This is a genomic window from Bradyrhizobium ivorense (assembly GCF_900696085.1).
Taxonomy (GTDB): domain Bacteria; phylum Pseudomonadota; class Alphaproteobacteria; order Rhizobiales; family Xanthobacteraceae; genus Bradyrhizobium; species Bradyrhizobium ivorense.
Genome location: NZ_CAADFC020000009.1, coordinates 454387 through 466280 on the forward strand (window position 1 = coordinate 454387; position 11894 = coordinate 466280).

An 11894-nucleotide genomic window follows, 5' to 3' on the forward strand; every position below is an offset into this window, starting at 1 on the left:
CCTCAGGCCCGGCGCGAATGGATGTAGATGAACTGTGCGCTTACCGTCCGATCGGGCCACGTCACGTAGATACGGCGCGCGGCGAAGGCAATGTTCGAGCCGACCCACAAAGCGACGCTTGCCCAAACAAGGGTCATCGTCATGATGGCGCCTCCCTAGATTTCTTATGCGCCATTTGTGCATCGGATTGGCGGAGTCTGTGAAGTCCGGATGACACCGGTCTCCCGCAAAAACATTGTGCATGTTGCAAAAGCGCAGCAGCGTGTTGTGCGCCGCATTTGCATGTGCCGGCGCACAACAGAGCGTTTTCCAGCGAAGTGGTTACCGGTTCGCGTTAAGAAAACGCATCGAAACGAGAATCTAGAGCTCCGTTCCGATTTTATCGGAACGGAAATAGCTCCAGTGCTATCGGAAGTTGGTCAGATGGCTTCGCCGCGCGCCTGGGCTGCGGCGTTGCGGATCGCACCAATGTTGGCCTTGTAGGCCTCCATCGTGCCGCCCTTGAACACCGCCGAGCCGGCAACGAAGGCGTTGGCGCCGGCGGCGGCGAGCTCGCCCGCGACATCTGGTGCAACGCCGCCGTCGACCTCGATGTCGATCGGGCGGCCCGCGGTCATCGCCCTGATGTCGCTGATCTTGCCGAGCGCCGAGCGGATGAAGGCCTGGCCGCCGAAGCCCGGATTGACCGACATGACGAGCACGAGGTCGATCAGGTCGAGCACATATTCGATCGCGCTTGCCGGTGTTGCCGGATTGATCGAGACGCCGGCCTTCTTGCCGAGCGCGCGGATCGCCTGCAGCGAGCGGTGCAGATGCGGCCCGGCCTCGGCATGAACCGTGATGTGGTCGCAGCCCGCCTTGGCGAAGGCTTCCAGATAGGGATCGCACGGCGAGATCATCAGATGGGCGTCGAAGATCTTCTTGGTGTGCGGCCGCATCGCCTTGATGACGTCGGGGCCATAGGAGATGTTGGGGACGAAGTGCCCATCCATCACGTCGAGATGGATCCAGTCGGCGCCGGCCTGGTCGACGGCGCGGACCTCCTCGCCGAGCTTTGAGAAATCCGACGCCAGGATCGACGGAGCGATGACGAGGGGACGCGGGGTGAATGACGGAGTCATAGCGCTGTTCCGAAAGACTTTTGGGGCGACGGGCTAGCCCGCCTAACATGCGGACGCCGGGCGGGCAATGCGAGGCGGGGGCGCGCGGGACAAGGAAAATTCTGCCGCAGCGGCAGCTCTTGCCGGGCGCGCGGAACCCGCGCGGTGGGGGAAAAGCCCGGTTTTATTGGGCTTTTTGCATGGCACGGCGCTTGCTGACCGAGCTGGCAAGCGTTTTTGCCGCCGCGCGCGGCTTGTTCGGAGTATTGCCATGTTGTTTGCCCTTGGCGCTGCGTCCTCGGCCATCGATCTCCTGAGCTCGCTGATGTCGTCGAAATCGACGACGCAGACCGGTGCTGCCAAACAGGGGACCGGCCTGTTTTCGCCCTCGGCCACCCCGTCGACGTCCGGCTCGGCCGGGACGGCGTCGGGCAGCGGTTCCGCACAGATCTCGCCGGAGACGATGAGCGCGCTGCTCGCCGCGCAGTCGCAAACGTCGGCCTCGACAAGCTCGGCCCCGACCAGCCGGTCGGACGCGCTGAAGGATCTGTTTTCGCAGATCGACGCCGACGGCAACGGCAAGATCACGCAAACCGAGTTCGAGAATGCGCTCGGCGCCGGCGGCACCAACACCGCGCAGGCCGACGACGTGTTCGGCAAGCTCGACGCCGATGGCGACGGCAACGTCAGCCTTAACGAGATGTCGCAGGCGCTCCAGGGCCACAAGGGCGGCCATCACCACCACATGGCGAGCGGCTCGAGCGACGGCTCCAGCTCCAGCGGATCGAGCTCCGATCCGCTGATGCAGGCGCTGGACGGCGCGACCTCGACCTCGGTGACCAACAGCGACGGCTCGACCACGACCACGATGACCTACGCCGACGGCTCGAAGGTGTCGATGACGAAGCCGGCTGCATCGTCGGCGTCCGGCAGCGCGACCTCGTCCTACTATTTCGTCGAGCAGCTGATCCAGCGCCAGGCGCAGGCGATCTCCGCCCAGGCCTCCGCGCAGCTTTCGGTCAGCGCGTAACGTAGATCCTCAGGCACCTCCTTCGCCTCTCCCCGCCTGCGGGGAGAGGCCGGAACGCATCGCAGATGCGTTCCGGGTGAGGGGGACTCTCCGCGGACTCCGCTATCACCGCTGATGTGGAGCCAGCCCCTCACCCCAACCCTCTCCCCGTAAGAACGGGGCGAGGGAGCGCACTTTCGATGCGGCTCTATTTCAACTTAGCTTCGGAATGCCTACCCGAACCGGTCCTGCCAGCTTGGCAGCGCGCCGGGGAAGGGCAGTGCGGTCGCCGCATACACGCCGCGGGCGATCGCGCGCGCCACCGTGTTGGCCGCGATCCCGCCGAGCGTGGTCAGGCCGAACAGCGGATCGATCGGTTTCGCGCCGGTCGCCGCGGCAAACACCACGTCGCCATCGAGCGGCGCGTGCACCGGATAGATCGCGCGCGCCATGCCGGTCTGCGCGATCATCGCGAGCCGCTTGGCCTGCGCCTTGGTCAGTTGCGCGTCGGTCACGACCACGACCAGCGTGGTGTTCTCCGCCGCGGTCGCCTCGGCGCCGCCCTTCAGCCGCATCCTGAGCATGTCCGATGTGAACGACGGCGGCAGGCCGCGGCCGCCGAACTCGCTATCGACCTCGAACGGCGCGGCCCAGAACCAGGGGCCCGTGCCGACGGTGACGCTGCCGACCGCATTGACCACGGCGAGCGCCGCGACCGTCACGCCGTCGTCGGTTCTGGCCGACGCCGAGCCGAGGCCGCCTTTCAGATTGGCCGTGGTCGCGCCCATGCCGGCGCCGACGCTGCCGAGGCGGAAATCGCCGCCGGCGGCGTCGGCCGCGGCATAGCCGAGATCGCGATAGGGCGGAAAGCGGCCCCACGCCTTGTTGCCGCCGTTGAGCAGGTCGAAGCAGATCGCGCCCGGCACGATCGGGATCACCGCGTCGCGAATCCGAAAGCCGCGGCCGCGCTCGGCAAGCCACGCCTGCACGCCGCCGGCGGCATCGAGCCCGAGCGCGGAGCCGCCGGACAGCGCGATGGCGTCGACCGCATCGACCACGTTATGCGGCGCCAGCAGCGAGTCCTCGCGGATCCCGGGGCCGCCGCCGCGGACATCGATCGAGGCCACCGCCGGGCGATCGAACAGGATCGCCGTGACGCCCGAGCCAATCGCGGCGTCATCGGCGTGGCCGACGCTGACGCCGGCAATATCGGTGAGCAGGTTTTTCAAGGTGCCTCGCGCGGCTATCCGATCGCTCCGATATAGCAGCCGCGGGGATAAAGAAAAACGCCCCGGCGGACCGGGGCGTTTTGTTGCGCGTTCTGATGTCAGATCAGCAGCGAGGGATCTCAAGACCCCTTCGGGTTGATCTCGGTGTAGTTGCCCTTGGCGTCCCACTTGTAGACGACATAGTCGATCGCCTTGATGTCGCCCTTGGCGTCGAACGCCATCTTGCCGAGCACGGTGTCCCACTCGCCGGCCTTGATCGTGTCCATCACCTTCTTGGCGTCGGTCGACCCGGCCTTGGCGACGGCCTGGGTCCACACCTGCATCGCGGCGTAGGTGTAGAGCGTGTAGCCCTCGGGATCGATGTTCTTGGCCTTGAACTTCTCGACAATCGCTTTCGCGGTCGGCTTGTTGCGCGGGTCGGGGCCGAAGGTGAACAGCGTGCCTTCCGCGGCCGGGCCGGTGATCGAGGCGAACTCCTTGTCGTTCATGGCATCGCCCGCCATCAGCACGGTCTGCAGGCCCTGGTCGCGCATCTGGCGCAGGATCAGGCCGGCTTCCTGGTGGTAGCCGCCGACATAGACCAGGTCGATATTGTCGCGCTTCAGGCGCGAGACGATCGAGTTGAAGTCCTTGTCGCCCTTGTTGTAGGACTCGAACATCTTCTCCTGGAAGCCGGCCTTGTTCAGCGCCTTCTTGGTCTCGTCGGCGAGGCCCTTTCCGTAGGTGGTCTTGTCGTTCAGGATCGCGACGTTCTTGCCCTTGTAGTTCTTGACGATGAAGTCGGCGGCGACCAGGCCCTGCTGGTCGTCACGGCCGCAGACCCGCGCCACGTTCCAGAGCTTGCGCTCGGTGAACAGCGGATTGGTCGAGGCCGGCGTGATCTGCAGCACGTTGCTATCCGCATAGGCTTCAGAAGCCGGGATCGACGACGACGAGCAGAAGTGGCCGGCCACGAACGGGATCTTCGCGCCGCCGATCTTCTCGGCGATCGAGCGCGCCTGCTTCGGATCGCAGGCATCGTCGTTGGCCTCGAGCTTGAGCTTCTTGCCGAGCACGCCGCCGCCTGCGTTGATGTCGGCGACCGCCTGCTCGGCGCCGTTCTTCATCTGCCGGCCGAAAGCGGATTCGGAGCCCGTCATCGGGCCCGCCACTGCGATGGTAATGTCTTGCGCGAATGCGCTCGCCGACAATGCGAACGTAGCGCCCAATGCCAGGCCGATGAGCTTCAGTGATTTCATGAGACGTCCCTCGTGGTCGTTGCCTCTTGCGGGAGGACCCGGGCAGGGCCCTTAACCGCGGGCATTGTCGGCTGATTTTCCGGCGAAGTCACCGGCAATTTTCAGGCAAAACGGCGCTGCGGCTGCAGCATCTTGCTGCAGGGGCAGCCTGAGAAAGCGTGCTGCTAGCCGCGGCGGCCGCCTTCCAGATAGGCGGCGCGGATTTCAGGGCGCTGCAGCAATTCGGCGCCGGTTCCGGCCAGCGTGATCAGGCCGTTGACCATGACATAGCCGCGATGGGCGAGCTTCAGCGCATGGTTGGCGTTCTGCTCGACGATCAGCACGGTGAGGCCGTCCTGCCGGTTCAGCGTGCGGATGGCGTCGAAGATCTGCCGCGCGATCAGCGGCGCGAGCCCGAGTGAGGGTTCGTCCAGCATCAACAGGCGCGGCCGGCTCATCAAGGCGCGTCCGATCGCGAGCATCTGCTGCTCGCCGCCCGACAGCGTGCCGCCGCGTTGCGCGATGCGCTCCTTCAGCCGCGGGAACAGCGCGAACACGCGCTCGAGCCCGGCGGCACGTTCCGCCTCGCTGCAGTCGGTGGCGTCGGCGCCCATCTGCAGGTTTTCCGCCACGCTCATGCGCGGAAAGATCCGCCGCCCCTCCGGCGATTGCGCGATGCGCAGCCGCGCGATGTCGTGCGTCGGCACGCCGGTGATGTCGTGGCCGTCGAACTCGATCCTCCCCGAGCGGGCGCGCGGCTTGCCGAAGATCGTCATCATCAGCGTCGACTTGCCGGCGCCGTTGGCCCCGATCAGCGCGACGATCTCGCCGGCATTGATCTCGATGTCGACACCCTTCAGCGCCTCGATCTTGCCGTACGCCGCACGCAGTCCGCGCACCGCGAGCAGGGGAGTTGAAGCTGCCGCGCTCACGTGCCGCTCTCCATCACGGCGATGGCTTCTTCCTCGTCGGCGCCGAGATAGGCGGCGATCACCTTGGGATCGTCGCGCACCGCCTGCGGGGTGCCTTCGGCGATCTTGACGCCGTAGTCCATCACCACGACGTGGTCGGAGATCTCCATCACGACCGACATGTCGTGCTCGATCAAAAGGATCGACGTGCCGTCCTCGCGGATCGACAGCAAGAGCTCGTTGAGCCCGCCGCTCTCGCGCGCGTTGAGCCCCGCGGCCGGCTCGTCGAGGCAGAGCAGCGCCGGCTCGGTGCACATCGCGCGCGCGATCTCGAGCCGCCGCTGGTCGCCATAGGGCAGATTGCCGGCGGCATCGTCGGCGCGCGGCAGCAGGCCGACGCGGTCGAGCCAGGTCCGCGCCAGATCGATCGCGCGTTGTTCGGCCTCGCGCCAGGACGGCACCCCGATCAGGCCGAGAAAGGTCAGCCCGGAGGCGCGCATCAGCGCGTTGTGCTGGGCGACCATCAAATTCTCCAGCGCGGTCATGCCGGGGAACAGGCGGATGTTCTGGAAGGTGCGCGCCACCTTGGCGTATTTGGAGATGCGGAAATCGCCGAGCCGCTCGAGCTGGATGTTGCGGCCGTCGTCATGGGTGAGGCGGATCGCGCCGCCGCTCGGCCGGTAGAAGCCGGTGATGCAGTTGAACACCGTGGTCTTGCCGGCGCCGTTCGGTCCGATCAGCGCGGTGATCTTGCGCCGCTCGGCGGTGAAGGACAGGCTGTTGACCGCGACGATGCCGCCGAAGCGCATCATCAGGCGGTCGACGGCGAGGATGTCGTCGCTCATCCGTGGCCCTCCTTGACGAGGTCGGACGAGATCGCCTGGTTGCGTTCCAAAAACACGGTCGGCGCGCGATGGCCGATCAGCCCGCGCGGCCGCCAGATCATCAGCAGCACCATCGCCATGCCGAACACCAGCATGCGGTACTGGTCGAGCCCGCGGAACAGCTCGAAGCCGCCGATCATGGTGACCGCGGCCAGCGCGACGCCGAGCTGCGAGCCCATGCCGCCGAGCACGACGATCGCAAGCACCAGCGCCGATTCCTGGAAGGTGAAGGATTCCGGGCTGATGAAGCCCTGCCGTGTCGCGAAGAACGCGCCGGCAAGGCCGCCGAACATCGCCCCGGTCGCGAACGCGGTCAGCTTGGTCGTGGTGACGTTGATGCCGAGCGCGCGGCAGGCCACTTCATCCTCGCGCAGCGCTTCCCAGGCCCGCCCGATCGGCAGCCGGCGCAGCCGGATCGTCACCCAGTTGGTAAGCAGCGCCATCGCCAGGATCAGATAGAACAGGAACACGATGCGGTGGGTCGGCGAGAACTCGATGCCGAGCCGCGCCGCCAGCCCGTCATCGCCCGGCGTCAGCGGAATGCCGAACATGGTCGGGCGCGGAATGCCGGAGACGCCGTTGGGGCCGCCGGTCAGGCTCTGCCAGTTGATGATGACGAGGCGGATGATCTCGCCGAAGGCGAGCGTCACGATCGCGAGATAGTCGCCGCGCAGCCGCAGCACCGGGAAGCCGAGCAGCACGCCCCAGAACGCCGCCAGGATGCCGGCGAGCGGCAGGCAGACCCAGAACGACAGTCCGAAATTGGTGGCGAGCAGCGCGTAGGAATAGGCGCCGACCGCGTAGAACGCGACATAGCCGAGATCGAGCAGGCCGGCGAGGCCGACCACGACGTTGAGGCCCCAGCCCAGCATCACATAGGTCAGCACAAGGATCGAGAGGTCGAGAATGTAGCGCTGGTCGTAGAAGATCACCGGGATCAGGAAGGCGAAGATCAGCAGCGCCGGCGCGAGCCAACGTCCGACGAACGACATCGCGGCCTGCACCGGTTTTGGAACCATCCGCTCCGTGTCGACCGGTCCCCACCATTGCCGCAGCAGCTCGACGATGATGCTGCCGCCGAACACGGTGGCGACGAGCGCTGCGAGATCGTCGAACCGCGTCCAGTAGATCAGGCCGCCCTGCGGCCCGGCCTCGGTGCGCACACCGATCATCAGCGAGAACAGCACCAGCGCGACGCCGGCGCTGATCAGGGATTTCTTGAAGATGAAGGCGGCGCCCGATGTTGACGGTGCGGGCGAGGGGCGGGCTGATGTTGCGCTCACAGGGCGTCCGTCAGACTTTTTCGACTTCGGGACGGCCGAGCAGGCCGGTCGGCATGAAGATCAGCACCACGATCAGGATCGAGAACGCGGCGACGTCCTTGTACTCGACCGAGAAATAGGCCGACCAGAACGTCTCGATCAGGCCGATCGCAAGCCCGCCGAGCATCGCGCCGGGCAGCGAGCCGATGCCGCCCAGCACGGCGGCGGTGAACGCCTTGATGCCGGCGACGAAGCCCATGAAGAAATCCACCAGGCCGTAATACAACAGGTACATCATGCCGGCGACCGCGGCGAGCGCAGCGCCGATCACGAAGGTCATCGAGATGGTGCGGTCGACGTCGACGCCGAGCAGCGCGGCCATGGTCTGGTCCTGCTCGCAGGCGCGCATGTCGCGGCCGAGCCGGGTGCGCGACACGATCCAGGTGAACATTGCGAGCAGCACGATGGTCGTGATGACGACGACGATCTGAATGTTGGAGAGCTGCACCGCGAACCCGGCCGGTCCCTCATGCAGCGTGTAGCCGCCGGTGATGATCGGCGGCACCGGCTTGACCCGCGCGCCCTGCGACACCTGCGAGAAGTTGGTCAGCACGAACGACATGCCGATCGCCGACAGCATCGGCGCCAGGCGGAACGAATGCCTTAGAGGTCGGTAGGCAATGCGCTCGATGGTCCAGCCATAGAGCGCGGTGATCACCATCGAGACCAGGAGCACGATCAGGAGGATCACCGGCACCGCGGTGAGGCCGAGCGACACCAGCACCAGGAACGAGATCAGCGCGATGAAGCCGCCGATCATGAAGATGTCGCCATGGGCGAAGTTGATCATGCCGACGATGCCGTAGACCATCGTGTAGCCGATCGCGATCAGGCCGTAGATCGAACCGAGCACGAGGCCGTTGATCAGTTGCTGGGCGAAATAATCCATGCGCTGCCGTAGTTCGAGCCTGTTCGGTTGAGAACCGAACTGGCTCTCGTTTGATTTGGACGCGTTTTCTTCACGCGAACCGGTCCCCACTTCGCTCGAAAACGCTATCTCGAGGACGCGGCGAGGGCCCCCGGCAGCCATTTTCCCCGCGTCGTGTCATTTTCTAACAGCGGAACCCCGGCGGCGGCAACAGCGCGGGGTGCGGCGAGAAGGCTTGTACATAACTAGTTTGGCGGGTGCGGTTCCGATGTCACAGGGGCGACACGGCGCTGCCTTGCAATGATCACGCCGGAACTCGTGTTCCCCGCGCAACTCCGCTGCTGCGGCCTGCGTTGCCTCCATGCTTCCATCAAGCAAAGGAGATTTTGCGTGAACAAACAGAACCAGAGCCCCGGGCAGCAGGGCCAGAGCCCGCCCCAAAAGCCCGGTCAGCAGCAACAGGGCGGCAGCCCGAAGCCCGGTCAGCAGCAGGGCGGCCAGAAGCCCGGCCAGCAGCAGATGGATCCGGGCCGTCAGGACCAGGACCCCGATCTGGATCGCTAAGGCGCGGTAGGCAAGCAGCAGATGAGAAGGTCTCGCCGAGCAGGCGGGGCCTTTTCCTTTGCCCCGATTTGGCACGGACACGGCTGTTCCCGATGCGATCCCCAGGAATTGATCGTGCCGGTTAAGGTAAACAAAGGGTTTAAATTGCTGCCGGCAATTGAACGGCGTTAGGTCGCTGGTCGAACCGCCCGCTTCAGCGGGCCGCGCAAAGCATGGGAAGCGTCATGTCCAGCAACTGGCGGATCAGTTCATTCAACGGCGCGCTGCTCGCCGCCTATTTCATTCCGGTCTGGACCATCATCGCCTTCAACATCATGGTGTCGCCGATCCACGGGCTCTACGAGCGGCCGAGCGTGTCGATCGCGCTGTATGCCAGCGACCATCTGCAACTCGCCAAGATGGCGACGGTGCGGCTCGCCTGGATGCTGGCGCTGGCGCGGATCACCGTGGTGGCGTTCTTCGCCCTGTTCCTCGCCATGGTCGCTTTCCCGAGGATGCGCAAGAACGGCGGCAGCGACGAGGCGCTTGCGGTGGCGCTGTGCCTCGGCAGCGTGCTCAGCTTCGTCAGCATGCTGCTGGCCTCGAAGACCGGCGAGCTCGGCGCGTTGCGCATGCATGCGGCCGAGCTGTTGATGCTGCTCGGCACCGCGATCGTGATGCTGGTCGACACCGCGCCGAAGCCGGCGGCCAAACCGGATGCCGTTGCCGCGACGCCTCCGCCCGTAGTGCCCGCCGGAGAGCTATCCCTTCAGCAGCCCTAGCTCGGCAATGATCGCGTTTGCTTCCTTGACGGCGTGGTTGGCCGCAGGCACTCCGCAATAGATCGCCTGCTGCAGCAGGATTTCCTTGATGTCGTCGGGCGAGAAGCCGCCCTCGGCCAGCGCCGCCCGCACATGCAGGCGGAATTCGTCCCACTGTCCCAACGCGACCATCGTGCCGATCACCAGCACCCGCCGCGTGCGATGATCGAAATGCGGCCGCGTCCAGATGTCGCCCCATGCGTAGCGGGTGATCAGGTCCTGGAAGTCGGTGTTGAAGGCGTTGCGGTTCTTGAGCGACTTGTCGACCCATTCATTGCCCAGCACCTTGCGGCGCTGCGTCATGCCGTCGTCGCGGCGTTGGTTGTCGTCCATTGAAATTGTCTCCTCGTCATCGCGAGTCATGAACTCGTAGCCCGGATGGAGCGTAGCGCAATCCGGGGTTTCTGCGCCCGCTGCGAAATCTGTCCCGGATTTCGCTTCGCTCCATCCGGGCTTCTGTAACGGGCCCTGGTTAGTCAATCCCTTTTTGCATCATCCGCTCGCCGGGAACCTGCTTCTGTACGGGATCGGCGCGGTGGCCGTCGCCTGATGGGGTTCTAAGAGGAGCAGGTCGGCCAATCTACGGAAGCGTGATCGCATCGTGGGATGCGTCGACAACCCGGATGACGGCCTGACCTGATCCATCGTCCCGGCGAAGGGACTTCGCTTCGGGAAGGCTGGTGTGGTGACCCGCCCGAAAACTTGTTTGCTCCTGTTTTAAGCCGCCATGGCGGTTGCCTTGGCAGTCGCGTTGAAGGGGACGTTGTCCTTGAGCATGCGCAGCATGATCACGGCGAGCTTGCGCGCCAGCGCCACCTTGGCCTTGCTGATGCCGGCGCGGCGGGCGATCCGCATCGCCCAGCTCTTGAGCTGCGCGCAGCCCTTGATCGGCTTGCTCAGGATGCTGTGGGCGGCCTCATAGAGCGCCTCGCGCACCGCGGCGTCGCCGTTTTTGCTGATGCGGCCGGAATAGTCGGTCTCGCCCGACTGATACTTCTTCGGCGTCAGCCCGAACAGCGGCCCCGCCCGCTTCGACGAAATGAAGCGGGAGGTGTCGTCGATGGCGCTGGCATAGGTCAGCGAGGTGACCGGTCCTACGCCCGGCGTCGACATCAGCAGCCTGGCCTTGGCATCCAACCGCGACATCGCCCGCACCCGCTTCTCAAATCCGTTGAACTCGCGCACCAGCACCGTGTGGGCCGCGAGCAGCGCCTCGGCGATCGTCTCGAGCGCCGGATGACCGGCCACCAGCTCGCGGATCCGTGGCGCAAAGCTGCGCTTGGTTGTCTTGCCGACCTTCAAGCCGAAGCCGCGCAAGATCCCGCGCAGGCTGTTCTCGACGTCCTGGAGCTTGTTCTGGACCAGCTTGCGCGCCGTCAGCATTGCGCGGGTCTCCTGCGCGCTCATCGACTTGCAGTGGACCGGCCGGAACCAGCCGAGCCGGATCAATTGCGCGATATTGCGGGCATCGTTGCGGTCAGACTTCACCGGCATCGCCTTGAACGCGTCGCTCACATGGCGCGTCTCCAGAAGCTCGACCGCCAGACAGGCCTTCTTCATCGCCGCATAGAGCCATTGCGACAGCGGTCCGGCTTCAAGTCCGATCCTGGCCAGATCGAACCCGAGCGAGCGGAACCAGTCGATCAGCGCCTCCGGCTCGCTCGCCACCTTGGCCTCGCGAACGATCTTGCCGTTCGCATCGACAACGCACACGCTGGAGCATTCCAATGACACGTCGATTCCGGCATAATGGTCCATGGTCGTCTCTCCTCGATGCTTGGAGCGGGCTCAAGCCCCGACTCCGTTACACCATCAATGTGAGGGACGACCGCCCCCCTTCCAAGCAAGCCGCGCGACGCGCGCATCAAAACAGCGCCGTAGCTAGCGCGGCTTGCTTGGAAGGGAGGACCGCGGGCCCGTTACCCCATCTACACGCTGAGATTGGGCTAGCGTTGCGTCAGAAAGCCGACCACGGCTTCGGTGAAGGCGT

Annotated in this window: 13 protein-coding genes; 3 read left to right on the top strand and 10 right to left on the bottom strand. The window is 65.4% G+C overall.

The window, feature by feature from the left end; translation table 11 throughout:
* Window positions 1-2 precede the first annotated feature (2 nt).
* Window positions 3-143, bottom strand: coding sequence for a hypothetical protein (locus CI41S_RS43465; protein ID WP_172626996.1), 141 nt, complete (start codon window positions 141-143; stop codon window positions 3-5).
* 276 nt (window positions 144-419) lie between these two features.
* Entirely contained in the window at window positions 420-1121 is a 702-nt protein-coding gene (rpe, locus tag CI41S_RS14590; RefSeq protein WP_139484670.1) for a ribulose-phosphate 3-epimerase, read from the bottom strand.
* 250 nt (window positions 1122-1371) lie between these two features.
* Between rpe and CI41S_RS14595 the strand changes: the two genes are divergently transcribed.
* Entirely contained in the window at window positions 1372-2130 is a 759-nt protein-coding gene (locus CI41S_RS14595) for an EF-hand domain-containing protein (RefSeq protein WP_139859857.1), read from the top strand.
* A 212-nt stretch (window positions 2131-2342) separates the two neighbouring features.
* Here the strand turns inward: CI41S_RS14595 and CI41S_RS14600 are convergent, their stop codons facing one another.
* The 6 genes from CI41S_RS14600 to CI41S_RS14625 form a co-directional block, all read right to left on the bottom strand.
* Complete coding sequence (locus tag CI41S_RS14600) at window positions 2343-3338, bottom strand: P1 family peptidase (RefSeq protein WP_139859859.1); 996 nt, start codon at window positions 3336-3338, stop codon at window positions 2343-2345.
* A 119-nt stretch (window positions 3339-3457) separates the two neighbouring features.
* Window positions 3458-4576 carry a branched-chain amino acid ABC transporter substrate-binding protein gene (locus CI41S_RS14605; RefSeq protein WP_139859861.1) on the bottom strand — a complete coding sequence of 373 codons (1119 nt, stop codon included), beginning with the start codon at window positions 4574-4576 and terminating at the stop codon, window positions 3458-3460.
* 164 nt (window positions 4577-4740) lie between these two features.
* Entirely contained in the window at window positions 4741-5487 is a 747-nt protein-coding gene (locus CI41S_RS14610; protein ID WP_139859864.1) for an ABC transporter ATP-binding protein, read from the bottom strand.
* Window positions 5484-6311, bottom strand: a complete 828-nt coding sequence (locus CI41S_RS14615) for an ABC transporter ATP-binding protein (protein WP_139859867.1) — start codon at window positions 6309-6311, stop codon at window positions 5484-5486. Before CI41S_RS14615 ends, CI41S_RS14610 begins: the two co-directional genes overlap by 4 nt.
* Window positions 6308-7576, bottom strand: coding sequence for a high-affinity branched-chain amino acid ABC transporter permease LivM (gene livM, locus CI41S_RS14620; RefSeq protein ID WP_430650020.1), 1269 nt, complete (start codon window positions 7574-7576; stop codon window positions 6308-6310). Before livM ends, CI41S_RS14615 begins: the two co-directional genes overlap by 4 nt.
* Before the next feature lie 67 nt (window positions 7577-7643).
* Window positions 7644-8561, bottom strand: coding sequence for an ABC transporter permease subunit (locus CI41S_RS14625; protein WP_139484677.1), 918 nt, complete (start codon window positions 8559-8561; stop codon window positions 7644-7646).
* Between the two features lie 369 nt (window positions 8562-8930).
* Here CI41S_RS14625 and CI41S_RS43470 point away from each other — a divergent pair, with 369 nt between their 5' ends.
* Together CI41S_RS43470 and CI41S_RS14630 are read left to right on the top strand one after the other, a co-directional pair.
* Window positions 8931-9104, top strand: coding sequence for a hypothetical protein (locus CI41S_RS43470; protein ID WP_172626997.1), 174 nt, complete (start codon window positions 8931-8933; stop codon window positions 9102-9104).
* A 224-nt stretch (window positions 9105-9328) separates the two neighbouring features.
* Window positions 9329-9865, top strand: coding sequence for a hypothetical protein (locus CI41S_RS14630; RefSeq protein WP_139859871.1), 537 nt, complete (start codon window positions 9329-9331; stop codon window positions 9863-9865).
* On the opposite strand, the gene CI41S_RS14635 is transcribed toward CI41S_RS14630, so the two are convergent.
* Together CI41S_RS14635 and CI41S_RS14640 are read right to left on the bottom strand one after the other, a co-directional pair.
* The gene (locus tag CI41S_RS14635; RefSeq protein ID WP_139859874.1) at window positions 9845-10237 is read right to left on the bottom strand and encodes a carboxymuconolactone decarboxylase family protein; all 393 of its coding nucleotides are present in this window, start codon (window positions 10235-10237) and stop codon (window positions 9845-9847) included. The two genes, CI41S_RS14630 and CI41S_RS14635, sit on opposite strands and share 21 nt — an antisense overlap.
* Window positions 10238-10621: 384 nt before the next feature.
* Window positions 10622-11662, bottom strand: coding sequence for an IS110 family RNA-guided transposase (locus tag CI41S_RS14640; RefSeq protein ID WP_139857752.1), 1041 nt, complete (start codon window positions 11660-11662; stop codon window positions 10622-10624).
* Between the last annotated feature and the right edge of the window lie 232 nt (window positions 11663-11894).